The sequence below is a fragment of the Telluria sp. ZB4P34 genome, assembly GCF_059686055.1.
In genome coordinates this window covers 453,499-477,950 of the sequence record NZ_JCASIF010000002.1, presented here as the reverse complement: position 1 = coordinate 477,950, position 24,452 = coordinate 453,499, and the positions used below count along the sequence as shown (strand labels likewise).

Annotated in this window: 25 protein-coding genes; 12 read left to right on the top strand and 13 right to left on the bottom strand. The window is 68.5% G+C overall.

Annotated elements, in window-relative coordinates; genetic code table 11:
* Positions 1 to 81: 81 nt before the first annotated feature.
* The 7 genes from AC56KL_RS06660 to AC56KL_RS06630 all read left to right on the top strand — a co-directional run bounded on the left by AC56KL_RS06660 (position 82) and on the right by AC56KL_RS06630 (position 6,014).
* Positions 82 to 612 carry a twin-arginine translocation signal domain-containing protein gene (locus AC56KL_RS06660; protein ID WP_497179362.1) on the top strand — a complete coding sequence of 177 codons (531 nt, stop codon included), beginning with the start codon at positions 82 to 84 and terminating at the stop codon, positions 610 to 612.
* Complete coding sequence (locus AC56KL_RS06655; RefSeq protein ID WP_497179361.1) at positions 609 to 2,252, top strand: GMC family oxidoreductase N-terminal domain-containing protein; 1,644 nt, start codon at positions 609 to 611, stop codon at positions 2,250 to 2,252. The genes AC56KL_RS06660 and AC56KL_RS06655 overlap by 4 nt, the downstream gene beginning before the upstream one ends.
* Positions 2,249 to 3,205, top strand: a complete 957-nt coding sequence (locus AC56KL_RS06650; RefSeq protein WP_497179360.1) for an esterase/lipase family protein — start codon at positions 2,249 to 2,251, stop codon at positions 3,203 to 3,205. Before AC56KL_RS06655 ends, AC56KL_RS06650 begins: the two co-directional genes overlap by 4 nt.
* Before the next feature lie 75 nt (positions 3,206 to 3,280).
* A complete protein-coding gene (locus tag AC56KL_RS06645) occupies positions 3,281 to 4,060 on the top strand; it encodes a response regulator (RefSeq protein ID WP_497179359.1) in 780 nt (259 codons plus the stop codon).
* A 120-nt stretch (positions 4,061 to 4,180) separates the two neighbouring features.
* Positions 4,181 to 4,675, top strand: coding sequence for a phasin family protein (locus AC56KL_RS06640; RefSeq protein ID WP_497179358.1), 495 nt, complete (start codon positions 4,181 to 4,183; stop codon positions 4,673 to 4,675).
* Positions 4,676 to 4,748: 73 nt separating this feature from the next.
* Positions 4,749 to 5,444 (top strand): TetR/AcrR family transcriptional regulator, encoded by a 696-nt coding sequence (locus AC56KL_RS06635; protein ID WP_497179357.1) that lies wholly within the window; start codon positions 4,749 to 4,751, stop codon positions 5,442 to 5,444.
* A gap of 15 nt (positions 5,445 to 5,459) precedes the next feature.
* Positions 5,460 to 6,014, top strand: coding sequence for an LOG family protein (locus AC56KL_RS06630; RefSeq protein WP_497179356.1), 555 nt, complete (start codon positions 5,460 to 5,462; stop codon positions 6,012 to 6,014).
* A gap of 120 nt (positions 6,015 to 6,134) precedes the next feature.
* Here AC56KL_RS06630 and AC56KL_RS06625 read toward each other — a convergent pair whose 3' ends face one another.
* From AC56KL_RS06625 to AC56KL_RS06580, 10 genes are all read right to left on the bottom strand, one after another.
* Positions 6,135 to 7,064: a carbohydrate kinase family protein gene (locus AC56KL_RS06625; RefSeq protein WP_497179355.1), complete on the bottom strand. Its 930-nt coding sequence runs from the start codon at positions 7,062 to 7,064 to the stop codon at positions 6,135 to 6,137.
* Positions 7,058 to 8,899, bottom strand: coding sequence for a glycoside hydrolase family 13 protein (locus AC56KL_RS06620; RefSeq protein ID WP_497179354.1), 1,842 nt, complete (start codon positions 8,897 to 8,899; stop codon positions 7,058 to 7,060). Before AC56KL_RS06620 ends, AC56KL_RS06625 begins: the two co-directional genes overlap by 7 nt.
* Before the next feature lie 106 nt (positions 8,900 to 9,005).
* Positions 9,006 to 10,115, bottom strand: a complete 1,110-nt coding sequence (locus AC56KL_RS06615; protein ID WP_497179353.1) for a GGDEF domain-containing protein — start codon at positions 10,113 to 10,115, stop codon at positions 9,006 to 9,008.
* Positions 10,112 to 12,844: a bifunctional diguanylate cyclase/phosphodiesterase gene (locus AC56KL_RS06610; protein ID WP_497179352.1), complete on the bottom strand. Its 2,733-nt coding sequence runs from the start codon at positions 12,842 to 12,844 to the stop codon at positions 10,112 to 10,114. The genes AC56KL_RS06615 and AC56KL_RS06610 overlap by 4 nt, the downstream gene beginning before the upstream one ends.
* Positions 12,845 to 12,848: 4 nt before the next feature.
* Positions 12,849 to 13,280, bottom strand: coding sequence for a phosphate ABC transporter substrate-binding protein (locus AC56KL_RS06605; protein WP_497179351.1), 432 nt, complete (start codon positions 13,278 to 13,280; stop codon positions 12,849 to 12,851).
* 8 nt (positions 13,281 to 13,288) lie between these two features.
* Positions 13,289 to 14,572 carry a hypothetical protein gene (locus AC56KL_RS06600; protein WP_497179350.1) on the bottom strand — a complete coding sequence of 428 codons (1,284 nt, stop codon included), beginning with the start codon at positions 14,570 to 14,572 and terminating at the stop codon, positions 13,289 to 13,291.
* A gap of 118 nt (positions 14,573 to 14,690) precedes the next feature.
* Positions 14,691 to 15,245 carry a YgjP-like metallopeptidase domain-containing protein gene (locus tag AC56KL_RS06595; RefSeq protein WP_497179349.1) on the bottom strand — a complete coding sequence of 185 codons (555 nt, stop codon included), beginning with the start codon at positions 15,243 to 15,245 and terminating at the stop codon, positions 14,691 to 14,693.
* 129 nt (positions 15,246 to 15,374) lie between these two features.
* A complete protein-coding gene (locus AC56KL_RS06590) occupies positions 15,375 to 15,713 on the bottom strand; it encodes a KGG domain-containing protein (protein ID WP_497179348.1) in 339 nt (112 codons plus the stop codon).
* 164 nt (positions 15,714 to 15,877) lie between these two features.
* Positions 15,878 to 16,444, bottom strand: coding sequence for a hemerythrin domain-containing protein (locus AC56KL_RS06585; protein ID WP_497179347.1), 567 nt, complete (start codon positions 16,442 to 16,444; stop codon positions 15,878 to 15,880).
* 173 nt (positions 16,445 to 16,617) lie between these two features.
* Complete coding sequence (locus AC56KL_RS06580; RefSeq protein ID WP_497179346.1) at positions 16,618 to 17,649, bottom strand: NADP-dependent oxidoreductase; 1,032 nt, start codon at positions 17,647 to 17,649, stop codon at positions 16,618 to 16,620.
* 130 nt (positions 17,650 to 17,779) lie between these two features.
* Between AC56KL_RS06580 and AC56KL_RS06575 the strand changes: the two genes are divergently transcribed.
* Together AC56KL_RS06575 and AC56KL_RS06570 are read left to right on the top strand one after the other, a co-directional pair.
* Positions 17,780 to 18,322 carry a YaeQ family protein gene (locus tag AC56KL_RS06575; RefSeq protein ID WP_497179345.1) on the top strand — a complete coding sequence of 181 codons (543 nt, stop codon included), beginning with the start codon at positions 17,780 to 17,782 and terminating at the stop codon, positions 18,320 to 18,322.
* Between the two features lie 40 nt (positions 18,323 to 18,362).
* On the top strand, positions 18,363 to 18,812 hold the full coding sequence (locus tag AC56KL_RS06570) for a copper chaperone PCu(A)C (RefSeq protein WP_497179344.1): 450 nt from the start codon (positions 18,363 to 18,365) through the stop codon (positions 18,810 to 18,812).
* 159 nt (positions 18,813 to 18,971) lie between these two features.
* On the opposite strand, the gene AC56KL_RS06565 is transcribed toward AC56KL_RS06570, so the two are convergent.
* Positions 18,972 to 19,745 carry a head GIN domain-containing protein gene (locus AC56KL_RS06565; protein WP_497179343.1) on the bottom strand — a complete coding sequence of 258 codons (774 nt, stop codon included), beginning with the start codon at positions 19,743 to 19,745 and terminating at the stop codon, positions 18,972 to 18,974.
* A gap of 226 nt (positions 19,746 to 19,971) precedes the next feature.
* Here AC56KL_RS06565 and AC56KL_RS06560 point away from each other — a divergent pair, with 226 nt between their 5' ends.
* From AC56KL_RS06560 to AC56KL_RS06550, 3 genes are all read left to right on the top strand, one after another.
* Entirely contained in the window at positions 19,972 to 20,445 is a 474-nt protein-coding gene (locus AC56KL_RS06560; protein ID WP_497179342.1) for a DMT family transporter, read from the top strand.
* A 171-nt stretch (positions 20,446 to 20,616) separates the two neighbouring features.
* On the top strand, positions 20,617 to 21,738 hold the full coding sequence (locus AC56KL_RS06555) for a type IV pilus twitching motility protein PilT (protein WP_497179341.1): 1,122 nt from the start codon (positions 20,617 to 20,619) through the stop codon (positions 21,736 to 21,738).
* A gap of 105 nt (positions 21,739 to 21,843) precedes the next feature.
* Positions 21,844 to 22,713 (top strand): PhzF family phenazine biosynthesis protein, encoded by an 870-nt coding sequence (locus tag AC56KL_RS06550; protein WP_497179340.1) that lies wholly within the window; start codon positions 21,844 to 21,846, stop codon positions 22,711 to 22,713.
* Between the two features lie 95 nt (positions 22,714 to 22,808).
* Here AC56KL_RS06550 and AC56KL_RS06545 read toward each other — a convergent pair whose 3' ends face one another.
* The gene (locus AC56KL_RS06545) at positions 22,809 to 23,342 is read right to left on the bottom strand and encodes an Imm42 family immunity protein (protein ID WP_497179339.1); all 534 of its coding nucleotides are present in this window, start codon (positions 23,340 to 23,342) and stop codon (positions 22,809 to 22,811) included.
* A 185-nt stretch (positions 23,343 to 23,527) separates the two neighbouring features.
* The gene (locus AC56KL_RS06540; RefSeq protein ID WP_497179338.1) at positions 23,528 to 24,403 is read right to left on the bottom strand and encodes a LysR family transcriptional regulator; all 876 of its coding nucleotides are present in this window, start codon (positions 24,401 to 24,403) and stop codon (positions 23,528 to 23,530) included.
* Positions 24,404 to 24,452: the final 49 nt, after the last annotated feature.

Genomic DNA, 24,452 nt, shown 5'->3' with positions numbered 1-24,452 from the left:
TCCTCAAGTGCCGGCCGCCGACGGCGTTTTCCTTTGTCGTACACTAGGCAAAACACACAAGGCAATGCCTGGGATGGGGACATGGGAACATCACGACGGACTTTCCTGAAAGCCGGCGGCCTGGCCGCGCTTGCGCTGGCGGCCGGCGGCGCGCTGTATCGCGCCGCGCATAGCGGGGCACCGCATCGTTTTGCCCTCGACGGCGAAGCGCGCGCGGCCCTGCATGCGATCGCGCCCGCGATCCTGGCCGGCGCCCTGCCTGGCGGGGCAGGGCGGGAAGCGGCCCTCGGGTCCACCATCGACGGGGTGCACGCGGCCATCCTCGGCCTGCCGCCCGCCATCCAGAAGGAAGTGCAGGACCTGTTCGGCCTGCTCGCGCTGGCCCCGGCGCGGCGCCTGCTCACCGGCGTCTCCGGCGGCTGGGAAGCGGCGCACGTCGAGGAGGTGAGCGCCTTCCTGCAGGACTGGCGCCTGCACCGCATCGGCCTGCTGCGCAGCGCCTACCATGCGCTGCATGACCTGGTGCTCGGCGCATGGTATGCGCAACCCGCCAGCTGGGCCGCCACCGGCTATCCCGGACCGATGAAGGAGCTCGCGGGAGCGCTGCCATGAAGCCCGCCGCGCCTGCGCCCCTGATTCCCGACCCGATCGCGGCGGGCGTCGCCAGAGGCTGGAAGATCGTCGACGCCGCCGCGCTCACGGAGGACCGCACGCTGGAGGCCGACGTCGTCATTGTCGGCAGCGGCGCCGGCGGCGCCGTGACGGCCGAGATCCTGGCGCGCTCGGGACTGTCCGTCATCATCGTGGAAGAGGGCGCGCTGAAGTCTTCGCAGGACTTCAGGATGCGCGAGGCCGAGGCCTATCCGATGCTGTACCAGGAATCGGCCGCGCGCAAGACCGCGGACAAGGGCATCAACATCCTGCAGGGCCGCACCGTGGGTGGCTCCACCACCGTCAACTGGACCTCGAGCTTCCGCACCCCGCCCGCCACGCTCGACTGGTGGCGCCGCCACTACGCGCTGCCTGAGGCGACCCAGGATGTAATGGCGCCCTGGTTCGCCATGATGGAAGCGCGCCTGCACATCGGCGACTGGCCCGGCGCGCCGAACGAGAACAACGACATCCTGCGCCGCGGCGCCCGGCAACTCGGCATCGGCACCGGCCTGATCCGCCGCAATGTCAAGGGCTGCTGGAACCTCGGCTACTGCGGCATGGGCTGCCCGACCAATGCAAAGCAATCGATGCTGGTGACCTGCATCCCCGCCGCGCTGGAGCAGGGCGCGACCCTGGTCACGCGCGCGCAGGGCGAGCGCTTCGTGTTCGCCGGCGAGCGCGCCAGCGCGCTGCTGTGCCGCGCGCTCGACCCGGCCGGCATCCTGCCCACCGGACGGATGCTGCGCCTGCGTGCGCGCCATTTCGTGGTCGCCGGCGGCGCGATCAATTCGCCGGCCCTGCTGCTGCGCTCGGGCGCACCCGATCCCAGCGGGCTGCTGGGCCGGCGCACCTTCCTGCATCCCACCGTCATCTCGGCCGCCTTCTTTCCGCAGCGGGTCGAGGCCTGGGCCGGCGCACCGCAGACCGTGTATTCCGACCACTTCCTGGCCGGCGCGCCGGACGGCCCGATCGGCTACAAGCTGGAAGCGCCGCCGCTGCATCCGCTGCTGCTGGCCACTACCATGAACGGTTTCGGCGAAAGCCACGCCGCCATGATGCGCGACTTTCCGCACCTGCACGGCATGCTGGCGCTGCTGCGCGACGGCTTCCACGATGAGGCGACCGGCGGCGCGGTGCGCCTGCGCGCCGACGGCAGCCCGGAACTCGATTATCCGCTCACCGACTACCTGCGGGACGGCGCCCGCCGCGCACTGCTTTCCATGGCCGAGATCCAGTTCGCGGCCGGCGCCGGCGCGGTGCAGCCTGCGCACGAGATGGCGCGCCGCTACACGTCGTGGCGCGAAGCGAAGGCCGCGATCGCGGCGCTGCCGCAGGGCCTGCAGCTCACGCGCGTGGCCTCGGCCCACGTGATGGGCGGCTGCGCGATGTCGGGCGACGAGCGCCTCGGCGTCACGACGCCCGATGGCCGCTACCGCGGCCTTGCCAACCTGTCCGTGCACGACGGTTCGCTGTTCCCGACTTCGCTCGGCGCCAATCCCCAACTGACGATCTACGGACTCGCCGCGAAGCTGGCGAGCGGCCTGGCGACGGCGCTGACCGGCAGGCCAGCCGCGCGGCTGGCGCCGGACGCAACATGATGAGCGCGCGCCGCCTGCTCCAGCTGCTGCTGATCGTCCAGGCGCTCGCCGCCCTGGGCATCGGCCTGGCCGCGGTGCAGATCTTCGGCGCCGGCCGCTGGCAGGCACTGGGCCTGGGCCTGGGCAGCGTGCTGCTGGTGCGCCTCGCGATCAACGCCAACAACTTCTTCATGAGCGCGCGTTTCGCCAGCCCGACGCCCGAGGAATACCGGGTGCGGGGCGCCGGCGCGCGCCTGCGCATGTTCCTCGAGGAGTTCGCTGCGAGCATGCTGCAGTCGTCCTGGACCATGCCGCGCGCCAGCGCCCGCACCCGCGTGCATCCCGGCTCGACGGCGCCCCCGGTCCTGCTGCTGCACGGTTACGGTTGCAACAGCGGCTACTGGGCGCACCTGGCCCCGCGCCTGGACGCCGCCCGCATCAGCCACGCCACGGTCGATCTCGAGCCCCTGATGGGCGACATCGACGGCTACGCGCCGCTGGTCGAGCGCGCGGTCGAGGCGCTGTGCGCGGCCACCGGCGCGGACCGGGTCGTGATCGTGGCGCACAGCATGGGCGGGCTGGTGGCGCGGGCCTGGATGCGCGCCTGCGGCGCCGCGCGGGTGGCGCGCCTGATCACGCTCGGCACGCCGCACCACGGCACCTGCCTGGCCGCCTTCGGCCTCGGCCTGAACGCGGCCCAGATGCGCCGGCTGGCGGCGGGCGAGCCACCCGAATGCGCCTGGCTGCGCGAGCTGGCGCAAGGCGAGGACGCGGCGGCACGCGCCTTGGTCACCTCGATCTGGTCGCACCACGACAACATCATCGCGCCGCAAACCTCGAGCGAACTGCCGGGTGCGCGCAACCTGGCGTTCGGCGGCGTCGGCCATGTGGCGCTGGGCCGCAACCCGCGCGTGCTGGACACGCTCATGCGCGAAATCCTGGGGGGGCAGCGGCAGCGGAACGGCGCGGTTTGAAGGCGCATCGGGCCGGTAGCTGTATTGACGGGTCGCGTGTTAGGATAAACGCAACGCCGCCACCGGAGCGCCGACTTGGCCCGCATCCTGATCATCGAAGACAATCCCGCTAACGTCGAGCTGATGGCGTTCCTGCTCACCGCCTACGGCCATACCACGGCCAGTGCGCCGGACGGGCCGCAGGGCCTGTCCGCCGCCCGCGCCGAGCTGCCCGACCTGGTAGCCTGCGATGTCAACCTGCCCGGCATGAGCGGCTACGACGTCGTGGCCGCGTTCAAGCGCGATCCCCGGCTGGCCCCGGTGCCGGTGCTGGCCGTGACCGCGCTGGCGATGGCGGGCGACCGCGAACGGGTGCTGAGCGCCGGCTTCGACGGCTACATCAGCAAACCGATCGAGCCCGATAGTTTCGTGGCGGAGCTCGAAGCCTTCCTGCCGCCGGTGCCGGTCTCCACGGCGCCGCCCGTGGAGGCGCTGCCGACCATCCTGCTGGTCGATGACGATCCCTTCATGCTGGCCGTGCTGGCCGACATGCTCGAGGGCGAACCGCTGCGTGTGCTGGGCGCGGCCTCCGGTCCCGAGGCGCTGGCGTTGCTCGGGCGCGAACCGGTCGACCTGATCCTGTGCGACCAGGCCATGCCCGGCATGAACGGCACCGAGCTGCTGGCGCAGGTGGCGGCGCGCTACCCGCGCACACTGCGCCTGATGCTGACCGGCCAGCACGACCTGGCCGAGATCGAGGATGCGCTGCGCGCCGGCCTGGCCGATGCCCACTATGCCAAGCCGGTGTCGGCGGCCAGCTTGCGCGAGCATATCCGGCAGGCGCTGGCCCTGGGACGCAGCCGCCCCGCGCCTTGAGGAGCGCTTGATACAGCCTTTAAAGCCAGCCATGGAGGTGCTGTCGCGCGCCTCCCTTTAGAACCCCGGTTCTAGCGTGCCCGCCTAGAATGGCAGGCACGAGGTTCACGAGGATCGGTCATGAGCAAGAAACTTCCGGCGACGGACGAGGACGAGGCGCTCGCGCGCGCGGTGCGCGCATCGGCCCAGCAGATCTGGCAGGCAGGCCTGGGCGCCTTTGCCCAGGCCCAGGAAGCAGGCGAGGGCGGCCGCTCGTTCACGCGCCTGGTGCGCGACGGCAGCGTGCTGGCGCGGCGCGCACGCGAAGTGGAGGAAGCCACCGGCACGGTGGCGCGGGCCGCCGAGCGCGCCGCCCGCAGGAGCGGCCGCGGCGGCGGCTCCTGGGGCAAGCTGGAACAGGTGTTCGAAGAGCGCGTGGCGCGCGCGCTGGCGACCATCGGCGTGCCTGCCGCCAGCGAGGTCGAGGCATTGCGCCGCCGCGTCGACGAGCTCGAACGCATGCTGGCGGAACTGTCCGCACGCCAGCCCGCGGCCACGGCCGCGACGGCCGCCGCAGTGCACCCGCGCCGGGCCGCCAGGCCGGCACCGGCCGAGCCCGACGGCGAGGGCGCCTGATCCACCGCCCCTGCTGTCTCATTGACAGCATTTGGTGTTATCCTCCGGGCTGGAATCCACTACTGCGCCCTTCATGCAACAAAAAGCTCCGCGCCGGACCCGCGAACGCATCCTCGAGCTCTCGCTCAGGCTGTTCAACGAGTTCGGCGAGCCGAACATCACGACGACGGTCATTGCCGAGGAGATGAATATCTCGCCCGGCAACCTGTACTACCACTTCCGGAACAAGGACGACATCGTCAACTCGATCTTCAACCAGTTCGAGGCGGAAATCGGACGCATCCTCACCGTGCCGGCCGGGCGCCGTTCGAACATGGAAGACGTGTGGCTCTACCTGCACCTGATGTTCGAGCTGATCTGGCGCTACCGTTTCTTCTACCGCGACCTGAACGACCTGCTGTCGCGCAACCGCAAGCTCGAGCTGCATTTCAAGGCGATCCTGGCGCACAAGATCAAGGTGGCGCGCCAGCTATGCGAAGACCTGCGCAGCGAAGGCTCGCTCGACGCGTCCGACCAGCAGATCGGCGCGATGGCCACCAACATGGTGGTGGTGGCGACCTACTGGCTGTCCTACGAATACGTGCGCAATCCGCGCAAGTACAGCGAGCAGCAGGCGATCGCCGATGCGCTGGCGCGCGGCTGCTACCAGGTGCTGTCGATGGTCGGTCCCTACCTGCGCGGCGACACCCGCCTGCTGTTCGAAAAACTGTCCGAGGAATACCTCAAGAAGCTGTCCGCCGAGGCCAGGCCCGGCGCCGATTTCCTGTAACACGCACAACGATCCATGAAAACCTTTGCCGTCTACTGCGGCGCCTCGCACGGCGTCAACCCGATCTACACCGAAGCCGCCCGCGCCCTTGCCAGGGCGCTGGTGGAACACAACATCGGCCTCGTCTACGGCGGCGGCAAGGTGGGCCTGATGGGCGAGATCGCCGACGAAGTGCTGCGCCTGGGCGGCGAGGCCACCGGCGTGATCCCCAAGGCGCTGCTCGAGCGCGAGGTCGGCCATGCCGGCCTGACGCGGCAGTTCGTGGTCAAGGACATGCACGAACGCAAGGCCATGATGGCCGAGCTGTCCGAAGGCTTCATCGCCATGCCCGGCGGGATGGGCACGCTGGAAGAACTGTTCGAGATGCTGACCTGGTCCCAGCTGGGCATCCACGCCAAGCCGGTCGGCCTGCTCAACCCCAACGGCTTCTGGGACGGCCTGGTCGACTTCGTGCGCCACCAGTGCACGGAAGGCTTCGTGCGCAGCCAGCACCTCGAGCTGCTGCAGGTGGAGGCCGATCCGGATGCGCTGATCCGGCGCCTGCGCAGCCGCCAGGGTCTGTCTGCCTGAACGGCTCAAGGGCCAGTAGGGTGGTCGGCTCCGCCGACCGCGCGTCCAGCCACTACCCGCATGGAAGCGCAATCGGGCCAAGTGGCACTGTTTGGACGCGCGGTCGGCAAGCCGACCACCCTACGTGATGTCTGCAGCGCGGTAGCGCGCCAGCTCGTCCAGTCCCAGGCTGCGTTCGGCCGTGCCATGGAAGCGGCAGGCAAACGCGCCGCCGATCGCCCCGGTGCGCATGCAGGCCTCCAGCGGCGCACCCCCGAACCAGGCGTGCAGGAAGGCGGACGAGAAGGCGTCGCCGGCGCCGTTGCTGTCGACCACCGGCCCGTCGGGCAGCGCGCAGGCGGTGTGCCGGATCGTGTCGTCCCCGCGCGCCAGGGCATGGCTGCCGGCGGCGCCGGCGGTCGCCACCACGACCCGCGCCCGCCCGTTGCGCAGGATCGCGCGCATCGCCTCGAACACGCCCTCGCCCAGCGCGGCGGCGCTCAGGAACACCAGGTCGGCGCGCCAGGCGAACGGGTGGTAGTAGGGATTGTCGCCGTCCCAGTCGTGCAGGTCGGTCGATACCGGCAGGCCGAGCGCCGCCGCGTCGTCGAACAGCTCCGCCGCCCACGGCATGATGCTCAGGTGGACGTGCTCGGCCTCCTGCATGCGCGGCAGGTAGAAGCTGCGCGGCATGCGCAGTTCGTCCGGATGGCGGCCGTCGTACAGCGACAACCGGCGGCCATCCGGGGCCACCAGGTTGACGCTGCGCCGGGTGCCGCTCTCGTGCACCAGGTAATCGAAATCGAGCCCGCGCTCGCGGTAGCGGGCGTGGACCAGCTCCGCCTGCGGGTCGGCGCCGATGAAGTCGACCAGCAGCGGCCGGTGGCCCAGCGCCAGCAGTCCGAGTGCGACGCCATTGCCGGTATGGGCCACGTAGTCGTGCACGGGCGGCACATGGATCGAGTCGGCCATCGACAGCGGCAGGGCCGGCACGCGCACGATGGTGTCGATGCCGACGCCCCCGGCCACCAGCACGCGCCGGCCGGCCGCGTTCCCGGCCTGCCTCACCATGCCAGCACCCTCGAGGTCATGGCCGGCAGCGCCAGCGGCGCGCCCAGGTCGACCGCCGCGCCGGTGAGCACGTCCGTGGCGCGGCGCGCGCCCTTGATCATGCCGGCGAAGCGCGCCAGGTCGAGGCTGCTGTCTTTGGCGTTCTTGTTGAGTACCACCATCACGGTCTGCTTGCCGTCGTGGCGGAAGTAGACGTAGCTGCCGTCGCGCGGCAGGTAGTGGGTCAGCTTGCCGGCGGTGATGGCGGAACTGGTCTTGCGCCAGTTGAACAGGGTGCGCACGAAGGCCTGCATGTCGCGCTGGGCGGGAGACAGCCCGGCGCCGGTGAAGGCGCTGGCCCGGTCGCCCGGCCAGCCGCCCGGCATGTCGGCGCGCAGCACGCCGTCGTCGCGCTGTTTCGGGCTCGAGATCAAGACCTCGGTGCCGTAGAACACCTGCGGGATGCCGCGCGTGGTCGCCATCAGGATCAGGTTGGTTTTGGCCAGATCCGGCTTGTCGTCGACCTGGGCCAGGATGCGCGGCCGATCGTGGTTGTCCGGGAAGACCATCAGCCGCATCGGGTCGGCGTACAGGTAGTCGGCCGCGATGATCTCGTAGATCCGGATCAGGCCCTTGTTATGCGACTCCGGCTCGGCCAGCGCCTCGGCGGCGGTGTCGGACAGCGGGAAGTCCATCACGGTGGGCAGTTGGGAAGCATAGCCGTCGCGGTTGACGACGCCCTTCTGCCAGTAGGCCACCATGTGCGGCCGTGCGTCCATCTCTTCGCCCACCACGTTCATGCGCGGGTACTCCGCGGCCACGGCGCGGTTCCAGTCGTTGAGAAAGGCCGGATCGGAATACGAATAGGTGTCTTCGCGGATGCCGGACAGGTTCGCATACTCGATCCACCACAGTGTATTCTGGATCAGGTAGCGCGCCACCAGCGGATTGCGCTGGTTCATGTCCGGCATGGTCTCGACGAACCAGCCGTCGAAGAAGCGCGCCTTTTCTTCCGGCGCCACGTGGATGTCCTGGGCCACCGTGTGCTGGTTGTTGGTGGGCCTGAAGGTGGTGCCGTGGTTGATCCAGTCGCGCGCCGGTAGGTCGCGCATCCACCAGTGGCCGGTGCCGATGTGGTTGAGCACGATGTCGTGGATGACGCCGGTGCCGCGCGCGTTGGCGGCGGCCACGTAGTCGCGGAATTCTTCGTTGCTGCCGAAGCGCGGGTCGATCTTGTAGTAATCGGTCAGCGAATAGCCGTGGTAGGAATAGCTCGGCTGGTTGTTCTCGAGCAGGGGCGTCGGCCAGACCATGGTGAAGCCGAGGTCGCGGATGTAGTCCAGGCCGGCGCGCATGCCGGCCAGGTCGCCGCCATGGCGCTTGACCGGGTTGGCGCGCTCCGCGCCTTCGAGCATGCCGGCCTGGTCGTTGGCGGCGCTGGCGCTGGCGAAGCGGTCCGGCATGAGCAGGTAGATCGCGTCGGCCGGGCCGAAACTGCCGCGCCGTGCCGAGCCGGGCCGGCGCGCCTCGAGGCGGTAACGGTGGGTGGCGAGGGTCTCCTTCCCGCGCCGGAACTGCAGCGCGAGTTCGCCGGGGCGGGCCTGCTTGCCGATGTCCAGGTTCACGAACAGGTAGTTCGGGTTGTCGGTGCGTTCCACGCCGGTGATGCGCACGCCCGGGTAGGCAAGGGCGGGCGTCAGCTCGGAGATCCGCTCGCCGTGCACCATCAGCTGCAGGCCGGGACGCTGCATGCCGGCCCACCAGTTGGGCGGCTCGACGTGCTGGATCTGGTAGGGGGCGGCATGGCCCCAGGCAGCGGGCAGCCAGGCTGCGATGACAAGAAGGGACTTCAGCACCACACCACCTCCGATTGGAATGTTGATGTAGTAAAGTAACAAAAGAAAGCGCGCTGATCAACACCTTCTTTCTCTTGGCCTGTAGTTTTCTTTCTTGTGAGGGGGCTTACACGGCCACGATGCGGTTGCGCCCGGCCTGCTTGGCCCGGTACAGCGCCTTGTCGGCGCGGTGGATGGCGTCGGCGAAGGGTTCGCCGTCGCTGCGCATGGCGAGTCCGGCCGAGAAGCTGATGCGGCGGCCCTGCACGCCCGGCACCGCCATGGCGTGGACCCGCTCGGCCATCCGTTCCAGCACCAGGCGTGCGTCATCGGGCGCGACCTCCGGCAGCAGCAGCAGGAATTCCTCGCCGCCCCAGCGCGCCAGCACGTCCTTGCCGCGCAGCGCGGAGCGCGCCACCGTCGAAAAGCTGCGCAGCACCGCGTCGCCGGCGGCGTGGCCGTACTGGTCGTTGACCTGCTTGAAGAAATCGATGTCGAGCAGGGCGACGCAACTGCCGACGCCGGTGCGCGGGCCATCCGCCTGGCGCCTTTCCTCGGCCTCGAGGACTTCGTGCATGCGGCGCCGGTTCACCAGCGAGGTCAGCTCGTCCACCGTGGCCAGCACGCGGATGGTCTCCAGCGCTTCCCCCAGCTCGCGGCGCTGGCGCTTCAGGCGCGAGCGCAGCTTGTGCATCTCGCCGCTCAGCACCGCGGCGGCCAGCAGGGCGCCGGCCAGGTAGCCGAAGGTGAGCGCTTCGGTCAGCGGCGGAAAGCGCACCGGGTCGTGCGCCGACAGCCACCACATGGTCGCGCCCATGGTCCCGATCGACGCGAGCGACAGCATCATCGTCTGGCGCGGGCGCGCGGCGAACATGCAGAACACGATGATCACCACCGTCATGAGCAGCACGCCCGCGCGCAGGGGACCGGACAGCCCGTAGGCGATCGCGGTGCAGGCGAGCGAGAACACGGCCTGCGACACGGCCAGCTGGTCCGGGGCCAGCCCGAGCCGGGGGCTGAAGCGGATCAGGAAGTAGAAGCCGAGTGTGGCGCAGCCGCCGTAGCCGATCAGCTTGTACGCTGCCGCGGCCTCGGTCATGCCGTGACCGACCTGCACCAGCATCAGGCCGCCGCAGACGCTGTACAGCAGGCAGGTGCCGACCCAGTAGCTCAGCGTGCGGCGCAGGCCGCGGTCGGCGCTCCACAGCAGGACGGCGATGCGGCCGAACAGGGTCATGTCCGCTCCTCGGCAAGCGGAACAATGGCGGCTTGCGCTGCCAGCAGCTCGGCGATTCGCTCGGACGGCACCGGCCGGCTGAACAGGTAGCCCTGCATTTCGTCGCAGTCGTTTGCGCGCAGGAACTCGCGCTGCTGCTCGGTCTCGACGCCTTCGGCGATGACGCGCAGGTCCAGCTTGTGGCCGAGCGAGATCACGGCCATGGCGATGGCCTGGTCGTCCGCGCTGTCGGCCAGGTCGCGCACGAAACTCTTGTCGATCTTCAGGCGGCTGATCGGGAAGGACTTGAGGGCCGAGAGGCTGGAGTAGCCGGTGCCGAAGTCGTCGATCGACAGCGATATTCCCATCTGCTCGAGTTCGCGCATCTTCTCCACCGAGCGCCCCAGGTCGCGCATGATCGAGCTTTCGGTGACCTCGACTTCCAGCGCGGAAGGCGGCAGCCCGGTATCGCGCAAGGCCTCGGCGATGCGCTCGACCAGGCGTTTTTCCTCGAACTGGCGGGCCGACACGTTGACCGAGATGCTCAAGGGCGGCAGGCCAGCGGCGCGCCAGGCCTGGCCCTGGGCGCAGGCGGTGCGCACCACCCATTCGCCCAGCGGCACGATCAGGCCGCTCTCCTCGGCCAGGCCGATGAAGCGCAGCGGCGAGATCAGGCCGTGTTCGGGATGGTGCCAACGGATCAGGGCCTCGACGCCGAACAGGCGGCCGGTGCGCAGGTCGACCTTCGGCTGGTACAGCAGCTGGAACTGGCAGGCGTCGGCATCGACGCCGGGCGCCGTGCAGGTCTCGAGCGCGCTGCGCATCCCTTCCAGCAGGATCAGTTTTTCTTCCACGCTGGCGTTCATTTCGCTGGCGTAGAACTGGAAGCTGTCCTTGTTTTCCTTGGCGCGGTACATGGCCGCGTCGGCGTTCATCATCAGGGTATTGGCGTCGTCGCCGTCACGCGGGTAGAGCACCACGCCCATGCTGCAGCTGACCTGCACTTCCTGCCCCTCGACCTCGACCGGCTCGGTGACGGCCTCGCGCACCTTTTCCAGCAGCGGCGTGATCGCCATCGGGTCGCCCGACAGGTCCGGCAGCAGGATTACGAACTCGTCGCCGCCGAAGCGCGCCAGCGTGTCGTTGCGGCGCAGGCAGCGGCCCATGCGTTCGCCCACCACTTTCAGCAGCTCGTCGCCGGCATTGTGCCCGAGGCCGTCGTTGACCAGCTTGAAGCCGTCCAGGTCGATGAAGGCCAGGCCGACCGAGTTGCCCTTGCGCTCCGCGTCGCGGATGGCCTGGCCGAGGCGGTCGCGCAGCAGGCTGCGGTTGGGCAGGCCGGTGAGGTCGTCGTGGTGGGCCAGGTGGCGGATCCGCTGTTCGGCCAGCTTGCGCTCGGTGATGTCGCGCACGATCGCCACCACGCCGCCCTCGACCGGCACTACCTGCCGGTGCAGCCAGCGGCTCTCCTTGGTCCGCATCGGCGCCAGCCACTCGGCTTCGCGCGCCACGCTGTCGGTGGCGACCGCCGACAGGTCCGCGAAGATGCCGGCGCCGAGGTGGGACGGCAGCAGCACCGCCATCGGCTTGCCTTCCATGTGCGCCTTGGGCAGGCCGGTGAGCTGTTCGGCGCGGCTATTCGTGGTCTCGACCAGGAAGTCGTGCACGGCGCCGTCGCCGTCGCGGATGGTGCGCAGCACGAAAAAGGCGTCCAGGCTGGCCTCGGAGGCGGCGGCATAGGTTTCCTGCGCCAGCCGTTCGCGCCGGCGCGCCTTGGCCAGCTGCCAGGACCAGGCGCTGACCAGCATGACGACGGCCACCAGCAGCGCGGTACCGGCGCTGGCGCCCAGCAGCCAGGCGCGGCGTTCGGCGCGGTGTTCGGCCATCTGCTCGGGTTCGGACAGGCCGACCACGGCCACCAGCGGGACTCCGCCCAGCGGACGCGTGCTGGTGTAGCGCAGCTCGCCGTCGATGGGGCTGGTGCGCAGCAACACGCTGTCGGGCTTGCCCATGTCCAGGCGCTGGCCCCAGGACACCGCTTCGCCGATCCGCAGCGCGCGCACCACGCCGTCGCTGCCGGCCACGCCCAGCAGGCCGCGGCCGCCCTGGCGCGAGCCGTCATACGAACTGGTGAAGTAGGCCGGGTCGACCGCCACGGTGGCGACGCCTGCGAAGCGGCCCCCGGCATCGTTGATGCGGCGCGAGAACACGACGTGCGGTTCGTTTCGGCCGATGGTTTCGCTCACGAACGGGATGTCGCCGGTGCGCTCGCGGTGCCACGCGAACCACGGCGCGCGCGAGACGTCGCCGCCGGCGCGCGCACGCGGATTGCTGGCCAGCACGCGGCCGGACTCGCTGATGATCGCCACCTGGAACACCAGGCCCGGCGGCAGCAGGCCGCGCGCGCTCATCGCATCCAGGGCTGCGCCCGGACCGTTGGTCTCGGCCGCGTACTGGAGCACGCGCAGGGTCTGGTCGATGGCGCTCAGGCTGCGCGCCATCTGGGCTTCGTAGGTGTCGAGCAGCTCGAGGGTGGCGCTGCGCGCGGCGGCGTGGGCGGCCTGTTCCTCGGCCTGCACCATGGGCCAGGCGGCGGTCCAGAGCAGCACCACCAGCAGCGCAGCGAACACCGGCAGCGCGACGTGGGTTTCCAGGCCGTGTCCGAGCCAGTGCACCATCGCCGTGAGGCGGCGCCGGAACGGACGGCGCAGGGCCGCCTGGGCGATCGCGGGCCTGGCCACGGTGTCCATGGCGCTAGCGCAGCACCAGCACCGGGCGCACGCTGGCGTCCAGCGCGGCACGGTCGATGTAGCCGATCATCGCCGGATTCTCCGCCACCATGCGGCGCACGGCGGCATTGTCGGGGGCTTCGCGCGGCGGCTGGCCGCGCCCGGTGAAGACCATCTTCGACCAGTGGGCCTTCAGCAGGGCTGGCGTCTTGCCGGTGACCTGGGCATAGAACTTGTTGCGCTCGCTGGTGCCGAGGCGCTGGTCGAGCGCCACGGCTTCGGCGCCGTCCGGGAAGCGCCCGGCCTGTCCGAGGAAGAGTGCGGCGACCTGGTCGCTGGACATTGCCGGCAACGGATTGCGGGCCGAGACGATGACGACCAGTTCGGCCGATGCGTTGGCCGAGGCCGCCAGCGTCAGCGCAGCGGCAGCCAGGTAATGACGGATGCGTGTAGCCATGGTCCGCCTCAGAACACGAAATCGAGCGCGACGCTGGCGACGTGCACGGTCTGGCCGGAGCGGAAGCTGGCCTGCTGGTTGATGAGGGAGCCGCGCGAGCCGTCCGTCGGGCGGACACGATCGTACTGGACCTTGAGCGCGGCGTCGGTCACCAGGTCCCAGCGCAGGCCGGCGCTCATGGTCGACTGGATGGGGATCGTCGACAGGTAGGTATTCAGCCCTGCATTGAGGAAGGCGGCGGTCGCCTGCAGCCGCGGCGGCAATCCGGACAGGGGCAGGCCGGGGTCGCGCGTAGCGCCGTGGGCGCGCACGTTGGCATAGCCGGCATAGGGCGTCAGGTTGTTGTAGCGGTAGCCGGCGCCCGCGTACATCGTCGTGGTGCGGCCGAGCAGCGAGTGGGTGTGCGAGCGTCCGACTTCGGCGCTGACGAACCACTGCCCCGGATCGTAGCTGAAGCCCGCGCTGGCTACCGAAACGCGCTTGTCCACGATCTCGTAGCGCCGCGCCAACGCGGCGCCCTGGGGACCGAAGGCGCGGTAGGCGGTGAACAGTTCTTCGCCGATCGGGGTGTTCAGGCGGGCCGTCAGGACCGACAGGCGTGCGCTCAGCGCACCACGCTCGATACTGTGCGACAGCCCGGCGATGCCGTGCGCCTTCAGGCGGCGGTCTTCATACAGCCGGGTGTCGGTGCGGCCGTAAAAAGCCTGGGTTGCGTGGCGTGTATCGCCCGAACTCCAGCGCCAGGTGGCATCCACGCCATCGCTGCTGGAGAGCGGCAGCGCGCCATAGACTTCGACCGGAGGGCGCACCCAGGGCATGGTGTATCCGACCTTGCGGTAGTCGGCCGCAAGGAATACGGGCAGTGCGATCCGTCCGGCGCGCAGCGCCAGGTCGGGCGTCACCTGGTACTTGATATTGGCCCATTCGATGCGTGGGCGGTAGCTGCCTTCGAGGTTCTGCTCGCTGACCACCTGCACCACGCCTGACCAGTGCCCGTGCGATACGTCGAGCTGGGCGCCCAGGCGGCTGTCGACATCCGGGCTCCAGCGTTCGCTGTAGCCGGCGCCGGTGGCGCGCAGGACCGACGACGTGAAGTCGGCGCTGCGATCGCTCGCATGGACCGTGCCGAGGGTACCGAAGCCGGATAATTTCCAGGCCAGGGTGTCAGCGGACGACGGGTCGGCCGCAGCAGCATTGCCGCCAAGCGTGGCGGCCAGCAGGCCGCAAGCAAATGCACTGCCGCGCAGGGCAGCCGGCACTTGTGTGCCGGAGAAACAAAACTGGTAGGTCATGAAATCGAATTGCGGCGTGGACGGCTTGGGGAGCGTGGATGCACGCCAGCTGGCGTGCAATTGTGAAACTTTACCTAAGGCAACTATGAAAGTCGAGATGTTCAATCGTGCAGAGGAATCAATCTGACAATTGTTGTTGTTCGATGGCAACGGTGGAGTCGGTGGCAGCCCACAGGCGGCGTCCCCCGAGGTCGAGCCAGGTGAGATAGAGCCGCAGATCGAACTCGAGCTGGTGATAATGCGGTTCCATCCAGCAGCACAGCTTGTAGAAGGCCTTGTCGTGCTCCTTCTCCTTCAGGTGCGCCAGTTCGTGCACCGCGATCATGCGCAGGAAGGGCAGGGGAGTATCGCGGAACACGCTGGCGATGCGGATCTCGTGCTTGGCCTTCAGGCGGCTGCCCTGCACGCGCGAGATCGCGGTGTGCAGTCCGAGCGCGTGCTGCACGACGTGGATCTTGCTGTCGAAGGCGACCCGCGACACCGGCGCCGCCTGGCGCAGGTAGTCGTCCTTCAGGTCCTGCACGAAGGCGTACAGCGCCTTGTCGGTGCGAATGCCGTGGGCCTCCGGGTAGCGCTGCAGGAGCACCTCGCCGAGCTGGCCGGCATCGATCAGGCCGCCCACCTGGGCGCGCAGCGTGTCGGGATAGGCGGTGAGGTAGGGTAAGCGGTGCATGGGGCCGCAATGTAACACGGCGCCGGGGCGTTCGGGAGCCCCGTGGCCACGGCGCCGCTGCGCCGTGGTATGAAAACATCGTCGGGATGGCCGGCCGTCAGCGCGCTGCCTGCCGTGCCGGGAATGCGCTCAAGCTTCCTTGTCGCCCTGGCGGTTGCCGGCGTTCTTGGCGGCAGCGGCGGCGCGCTGGGCCGACTGCCGGCTTTCTCCTCCTTTGCGCCCGATGTCGGCCATGTGGGCGCGGTTGCGGCTCACCGCTTCGCCGCCTTTCTGGCCGGCGCGGCGTGCTTCCTCGGAGTCAAACTCGTGTGCGGTGCCTTTCTGGTGCGCCGCCTGTCCGCCCTTGCTGGCGATTTCGCGTTGCTGGTTCTGGTCCATTGCTGCGAAACCGCGCTTGGCCGGCGCCTGGCCGCCCCCGGCGCCGCTCTTCTGCGCACTGCCCTTGCCGTTCTCTTTGCTTGTCGCCATGTCGCTCTCCTTGTGTGCCCTGAGGTGGAAGTCCGAAACGGAATGCCGTAAAGCTCATGCAGAATCGCGAGCGCGTATGGATGCGCTCGTGCCGTTTAGAGGGGAGGCTGGAGCGTTAGTTCCTTCGCCGGGGCCGGCAGGTCGCCGTGCTGCCCACGCCGGCGCTAGCGCGGCCGCGAACGCCGCTCGCGCAGTCGCCCCGTGGCCCCGTGCAGCAGGCCGCGCGCTGCGCTGCCGTCGATGGCCGGCGGCACGGCCAGGAGATCGGACTCGAGCGCGGCGCGGCGCGCGCGCAGCCGCAGGCCCAGCTCCACGTCCAGCTGGCCGGCGCCGGCGCGCGCAAAGCCCGGGAACAGGAGGTTCTCCTCGAAGGCGACGTGGCGTTCGACTTCCTCGGCCAGCACCGCGACGCTCACCTCGAACAAGCCGTCTCCGGCGAACAGGGAGCCGAGCTGCTCGACGAGTTCGGCGATGCTGTCGTGTTCCAGCGCCGCATCCTCGAGCAGGTCGTCGTCGACCGCGCCGCGCAGCGCCGGGTAGAGCAGTTCGTGCTCGAGCAGGGCATGCAGCGCCAGCGCGTCGCACAGCTCGTCGACCACCCGTTCGCGCTCGGCTTTGTCGTCACGCTCGAGCATGGCGAAGGCGTGGAACAGGGCGCGCACGTGGGCGTGGTCGGCGCGCAGCTGGGCCAGCAGGCCGCCGGGCGGCTCGGAGGCGTGGAGGGGATGCATGCCGCTACCCCCGGCCGGCGGAGCAGCCGGCCGGTCGTGGACACCGTAGTGGAAACTGAACCATGTTCACCTCGCAACGGTATGGCGTATCAACCTGCATAGACGCGCCACGGGGAACAAAGTTCATTATAGGGGGCGGATCGGACGGTGCAAGGCCGCCCGCCGGCGCCGCGTCAGGCGTCCGCCACCTTGAGCACCAGCTTGCCGAGGTTCTTGCCTTCGAAGAGCATCAGGAGCGCTTCGGGGAAGCGCTCGAAGCCTTCGGTCACGTGCTCGATGCTCTTGACGCTGCCTTCGCGCATCCAGCCGGCCAGGGTAGCCACGCCTTCCGCATAGCGCGGGGCATAATCGAACACGACCATCCCCTCCATGCGCGCGCGATTCACCAGCAGCGACAGGTAGTTGGCCGGTCCCTTGACCTGGCTGGTGGCGTTGTACTGCGAGATTGCGCCGCAGATGACGATGCGCGCCTTCATGTTGATGCGGGTGAGCACCGCGTCCAGGATGTCGCCGCCGACGTTGTCGAAATACACGTCCACGCCCTGCGGGCAGTGTTCCTTCAGGCCCGCGTGGACGGAACCGGCCTTGTAGTCGATGCAGGCGTCGAAGCCGAGCTGCTCGACCACGAAGCGGCACTTGTCCTGGCCGCCGGCGATGCCCACCACGCGGCAGCCCATCTTCTTCGCCACCTGGCCGACCGTCATGCCGACCGCGCCGGCCGCGCCCGACACCACCACGGTCTCGCCGGCCTTGGGCTGGCCGACTTCGCGCAGGCCGAAGAAGGCGGTCATGCCGGGCATGCCGAGCGTGTTCAGCCAGGCCGTCGGCGGCGCGAGCTGCGGGTCGACCCTGGTGAACGCGGCGGTGCGGTCGTCCGCCGGCCCGGACCAGTAGCGCTGCACGCCGGTGCCCCCGGCCACGTAGTCGCCCACCGCGAAGCGCGCCGAGCGCGAGTCGACCACGATGCCGAGCCCGCCGGCGCGCATGGTTTCGCCGATCGCGACGGGGCGGATGTAGGACTTGCCCTCGTTCATCCAGCCGCGCATGGCCGGGTCGAGCGACAGGTACAGCACCTTGACGACGATGCCGCCGTCCTCGGCCTCGGCCACGGCCTCTTCGTGGAACTGCCAGTCTTCGCTGCGCGGCAGGCCGAGCGGGCGGGCGGCGAGGCGGAACTGCTGGTTCGGGGGAAAAGCATTGGTCATGGGGGTCTCCGGATCGATGGTATTGGCAAGATGACTGGACCGCCCACTATACCGCCACTTTCCCGGCCGGGTGCGGCGCGTGCGACAATAGCGGGCTGTCCCCACCATTAGCTACGCTTCCCGATCACCCATGGCTCTCAAAGCAACCATCTACAAGGCCGACCTGTCGATCGCCGACATGGACCGCAACTACTACGGCGACCACGCCCTGACCATCGCCCGCCATCCGTCCGAGACCGACGAGCGCGTGATGATCCGGGTGCTGGCCTTCGCCCTGCACGCGGACCCGGCGCTCGCCTTTACCAAGGACCTGTTCGACGTCGAGGAGCCCGCCCTGTGGCACAAGGACCTGACCGGCGCCATCCAGACCTGGATCGAGGTCGGCCAGCCGGACGAGAAGCGCCTGCTGAAGGCCGCCGGCCGTTCCGAACGGGTGCTCGTGTACAGCTACAGCGCCACCAGCGATATCTGGTTCAAGGGAATCGCCAACAAGATCGAGCGCGCCAGGAACGTCGCGGTGGTGAACATCCCGAACGAAGCCAGCGTCCAGCTCGAGAAGATGGCCAAGCGCAACATGCAGCTGCAGTGCACGATCCAGGACGGCCAGGTGTGGCTGACCGACGGCGTCGATACGGTGCTGGTCGAGCGCGCCTACCTGCGCGGCGGGCCGTGACGCTATAATTTCAGTTCCACCTACTTACCGGTCTCCCGCCATGACACGTCAGCTTCTTGCCATCCTCGCCGGCGCCGTATTCTCCGCCTCCGCCCTTGCCCAGGTGAGTGTCACGGACCCGTGGATCCGCGCCACCGTGCGGGCCCAGAAGGTGACCGGCGCCTTCATGCGCGTGCAGTCGAGCGCCCCCGCGCGCCTGGTCGGCGTGCAGTCCGATGTGGCCGGCCGCGCCGAGCTGCACGAGATGGCCATGGATGGGCAGATGATGCGCATGCGCCGCGTCGAGGCGATCGAACTGCCGGCCGGCAAGCCGGTGAACCTGGCCAGCGGCGGCTACCACATCATGCTGATGGACCTGAAGCGCCAGGTGAAGGAAGGCGAGAGCGTCGGCCTGACCCTGCAGGTTCAGGACGCGGCCGGGAAGCGCCAGGACGTGAAGCTGAATGTGCCGGTGCGGCCGCTGACCTACAGCGCCCATTCCGGACATTGATTTCCGTAGGCGTGATCTGGTCCAGTGGACCAGATCACGCTTGGCCGACCGCGCGTTCACATTACGTCAGAGCTGCCTGCTCGTCTGTGCCAGGACTGGTTGAACGCGCGTACGGCAGAGCCGTACACCCTACGGATATCGTGATGCAGCAGGCGCCAATCAACGCGGCGCCGCCGCGATCCGGCGTGCATCTCCGGAGCCCACGATCGACTTGCTGATGCGCGGGTCGCCGTAGTAATTGACGTCGCCCGAGCCGGCGATGGTCATGCTCAGCTCATTGCGGGCCCACACGGTCGCTTCGCCGGAGCCGGCCACGGTGATGCTGGCGCTGTCCGACTGCACCCGCCCCATGTCCACGGTGCCCGAGCCGCCGATCGACACCGACAGCTTGCGGGCATTGCCGCCGGCCGCCTTGAAGTCGCCGCTGCCGCCCAGGGTCACGGCCACCGACTCGCTGTCGAGCTTGCGCACATTGATCTCGCCCGAGCCGCCCAAGTCGATGTTCAGGCGCGGCGCGCTCAGGCTGTCCGCCTCCACCGAGCCCGAACCGCCCAGCGCCAGGCGCTCGATCTGGCGTGCATTCACGACGATCCGGAGGTTTTTCGTGCGCAGGTTCAGGTTGCGCTTGGCCGGACGAATCTTGAGGGTGCCGTTTTCCACCACGGTTTCCACCAGCGGAAGCACGTTGTCGTCGGTCTCGATGGTGACGCCTTCGCTGTCGCCCATGCGCAGCTCCAGCTTGCCCGGCACTTCGAGGGCGAGGCCGGTGAAGTTCGCCACCTGGCGGGCCTGGCGCTTGATGGTGCCGCTGCCTTCCACCCGTTCGCCGCCGAAGGACCAGCTGCCCGCCATGGACGGGGTGCTGGCGCAGGCGAGGGCGGCGGCCAGGGCGGTGCAAAGCGCTGCGCTGCGCAGCAGTGCGGTCTTGTTCATGGTGGTCTCCTTGTGTATTCGATTGAAGTTGTCGATGGCGCCATCCTAGGAAAATGCCGAGCCCGGCGCATGCCGAATGCGACGAAGCGCACGGTCCACGGACTGGAATGCACGCTGGCGTGACAGGCTGCTCGCATGTCATGCGGTCTGCATGGCTATCCGGAACGCCCGGTTTGCACTAGAATCGTGCGCTTTTTCCCCCGGCATGCAGCCGGTTTAGGATGCAATGAACCTGATTCTCTTATTGATGGCCTTTTGCGTCGGCATGGCCATGTCGGTCCAGGCCGCAGTGAATACCCAGCTGGCCGCCTCGATCGGCGCCAATTCCGTGGTCGCCGCCCTGGTCTCCTTCGGCTGCGGCACCGTCGTGCTGGCCGGCGTGGCGCTGTCGCGCGGCGGCCTGGGGCCGACCTTCGCGGCGCTCGCCGGCCAGCCGGCCTGGAAGTTCGCCGGCGGCTTCCTGGGCGCGGCCTTCGTGTTCGGCACCGTGTTCCTGGCGCCGCGTATCGGCCTGCTGAGCCTGATCGTGCTGGTGATCGCAGGCCAGCTGCTCACCTCGATGGCGATCGACCACTTCGGCCTGGTCAACATGGCGGTGCGCAAGGTGTCGAACGTGCGCATGCTGGGCGCCTGCGTGGTGGCGCTGGGCGTGGCGATTACCCTGTTCGGCGACCGCATCATCGCCGGTTTCCGGCACTGAGCGCTTGCCGAGGCCCTCAGGGCTCGGTTGCCGCGACGCGCCCTGACGGCCTTGTCAAGTGCGCAAGGCGCGCTGTGGTTGGCGCGACAATTTTATTTCATTCATGCAATTTTTGGCGAGGCGTGGTTTTATAATAACCGGCACCTGTAACCCTTTTGACGTGTCGGCCAGATGGAACACCACCAGTCCTCGCAGATCCCCACCCTGTCGTACATCGAGAACGAAGACCACCCGGTCTTCGGCACCCTGGTCGAGCAGATCCTGCACCTGCTGAATTCGCGCCTGGTGTTCTCGGACATCATCATCCACCAGAACAGCCCGCTGATGCTGCGCCAGCCCAAGGGCCTGGTGGCGGTGACGGATTCGCCGATCACCAAGGAAGAGCTGGAAGAATTCTTCGACGTCATCGAGCCGAACTGGGCCGAGCGCATCGCGGTGCGCGCCTTCGACCGCTCGATCGACCTGCACACGGCGCGTATCCGCGCCAACTGCTTCAGCTTCCAGGGCAAGAAGCGCCTGGGCTGCGTGATCCGGCGCTTCCCGAAGGAGCCGCTGGCGCTGTCCGAACTGGGCCTGTGGCAGGACGAGCAGGAGTTCGCGCGCCTGACCAGCGGCCTGGTCCTGATCATCGGGGATACGTGTCAAGGCAAGTCGACCACGATCGCCTCGATGATCGACGAGATCAACAAGCAGCGTTCGGGCCACATCATCACCATCGAAGACCCGGTCGAGACCCTGATCCCGCAGCGCAGGTGCATCATCACCCAGCGCGAAGTGGGCGAGGACGCCGACGTCGCGAGCTATTACCTGGGCGCGCTGGACGCGCTGCGCGAGCGCCCGGACGTGATCGTGATCGGCGAGATCCGTGACGCCGAGACGGCCCAGGAAGCGCTGGCCCTGGCCGAATCCGGCCCGCTGGTGCTGGCCACGCTGCATGCGCGCTCCACCGAGCTGGGCCTGCAGAAGATGCTGCGCCTGCTGGGCAATTCCGACGCCCAGGCCCAGGCGCTGGCGCACGCCCTGCGCGGCGTGCTGTGCCAGGCGCTGCTGCCATCGAGGGAGGGCAACCGCTACCACCTCGCCACCGAATGCCTGAGCCCCGGCAGCGCCGTGGTGCGCATGCTGGAAACGGGCGACGTCGGCGCCATCCGCGCCCACATGAACGCGGGGCGCGATCCGGGCTGCCACACCATGAACGCCTCGCTGGAGCAGCTGCTGGCCGCGCACAAGGTGCGGCTCGAGGATGCGCGCAACGCGACCACCGACCGGGTGGGCTTCGCCGACATGGTCTGAGGGCCGCCGGGCCATCACGATTCCTGAGGGGCGCCGGCCAAAGGTGATTGGACCGGCTGGCCCTTGTCGCCCTACAGTGCCGACTCGTTCTTGCATGGAGGAGTCATGGCACATACCGTCAACATCGTCAACGCGTTCGTGGATGCAGGAGAGGGCGGCAATCCCGCCGGCGTCGTGCTGGACGCCGACGCCCTGTCGAGCGAGGAGAAACTGCGCATCGCGCGCCTGGTCGGCCTGTCCGAAACGGCCTTCGTCTCGCGTTCGCAGGTGGCCGGCGTCAAGCTGGACTTCTTCACGCCCAGCCGCCAGATCGCCCACTGCGGCCACGCGACCATCGCCACCTTCTCGCTGCTGGCGCAGCGCAGTCTGGTCAGCGGGACCGAGTCCTCGAAGGAGACCATCGACGGCACCCGCCGCATCCTGCTGCGCGGGCAGGAAGCCTTCATGGAGCAGCTGGCGCCGGAATACATCGACGAGGCGGATTTTGCGCCGGGCGTGAGCGCGGCGCGCATCCTGGCCAGCCTGGGCCTCGCGCCGGACGATGTGGCCGCGCCGCCCTGCGTGGTCGGCACCGGCAACCGCTTCGTGCTGGTCCATGTACGTGACGACGCGATGCTGGCGGCGCTGGCGCCACGGCAGGACGAGATCGCGGCGGTGAGCAGCGCGATGGCCGCGATCGGCTACTACGTGTTCGCCGTCACGGACGGAGCGTTCGCCGCCACCACCCGCATGTTCGCGCCGCACTACGGCATCGAGGAAGAAGCCGCGACCGGCATGGCGGCCGGGCCGCTGGCCTGCTACTTGTACGAGCGCGCGGGCGTGAAGCGGCCTACGCTGCTGATCCGGCAGGGCGCGTACATGACGCCGCCGTCCCCCTCGCGCATCACGGTCGAGCTGCAGCTGGAAGGAGAGCGCATTACCGGGCTGTACGCGGGCGGCGGGGCGAGGCTGGCGAGTACGGTGACGGTGATGTGAGCGAGCGCGCCATTCCTCCTCGTGTTCGTCAGCTGTCAATTCGACGCCGACATTCGCAAGATGGCGAAGTAGCGGGGAAGTTCTGGGTCAGCCTCCTACTTTGCCGGTTCTTGCGAGCCTGCCATTTCACCTTCGAACCAAAGCAGCCAGGCTTCAAGCGTTTCGATAAATACGTCGCGGTCGACTCGTCGAGCCACCAAAGGCTGATCAGCCATCTTGAATAAAACGCGTACCTCGTGAGCGTTTGCCACATAAAACGATTTGGAGTGATCGAAGGATTCGCCGCCACTCGTCAAAAAGTCAAACCGGCGAAAACGTCGTGCGTCGGCGAGGATCTGCTCCATATGACGGTCGTCGTCGCCGTATAACGCAGAATCCAGCCGTCTCCATAGTTCTTCGTCGCTCAGGGCGAATAACTCAGGCTCATCGTGCTTAGGCAGCCATTTCGAGGCATCCTCGAAGTGCCCAGCCGTGACGTTCAACATGCACGCAGGTTCATCGAAATTGCCGAGTACGTCCTGATCAAATCGAAGGCACATACGCCCGAATACACGTCCCTCTGATTTGGCGAACGGCTCGTGGACACACTGGATCTGGAATACCGTGCGTTCTCCGATCACTTTAGTCATCAAAATAAGCACCTTAAGCCAGATTCTCCACTGTGGGCCTGCTGCCAGTTGCGTATGCCCGTTTTCTGCCGCAAACCGGGCTTACGGATCCAGCTGATGATTTTTACACAGGCTGAGCTGCTTGCAGACGCTGAAGGCTCAGTGTAGAGCGTGTGCCTTTCAAGGCAAAACATGCTACTCCGTACCTAAGCCTGCCAGGCCCTGCGGATCGCCCGCTGCGCCACCCGCAGCAGCCCCGGTTTTGCAGGCGACTGGGCGGTGACGAAATGCATGCCCGCGTCGACCACCGTACCCGCCAGCGCAAGCACGTCGCCCTTGCCGTAGGCATCCAGCATGTCGTGCCGCACCAGCGACAGTCCCGCCTCCTGCCCCACCAGTTCGAGCAGCAGGGCTTCGTCGTCGGTGCGCAGCGCCGGCGCGAAGCGGCGGCCGTGGCCGGCGAACAGGGCGCGCGTCAGCTTGTGGAAGGAGCAGTCGTCCGACGTGCCGATCCAGGGCAGGGCGAGCGCCGCCTCCAGGCCGCCCGGCTCGATCCGTGCACGCCAGGCGGCCGGGTAGCCGACCACGAATTCCACCGGGGTGAGCAGCAGCGCGTCGACCGCGATGCCGTCCAGCCGGCCCTCGACGAAACCGGCGTCGAACACGCCATCCTCGATATTCTTCAATACCGCCCCCGAGGTTGCCTGCACCAGCGAAATGGCGACGTGCGGCGCGGCCTCGCGCATGTGGCGCAGGAATGCCGGCAGGCGCAGGAAAGCCGGCTCGTTGACGGTGCCGATCACCAGTTCGCCCGCCACCTCGCCGTTCAGGGTATTGGCCTCGTCGCGGATCGCTTCCACCGCGTGCAGGGCGCGCCTGGCGTGCCCGAACACGGCTTCGCCGGCGCTGGTCAGCGTCATGCCGCGCGCGTGGCGCTCGAACAGGCGCACCCGCAACTCCTCCTCGAGTCCCTTGATGTGGGCGCTGATGGCCGGCTGGCTCAGGTGCAGCAGCTCGGCCGCGCGCGCGACCGTGCCGCAGCGTGCGATCGTGACCAGGGACTTGAGCTGGTGGATATCCATGGGCGTGCTTTCCTGTTCGATGTGGCAATGTGAGGAATTCTACACAGGC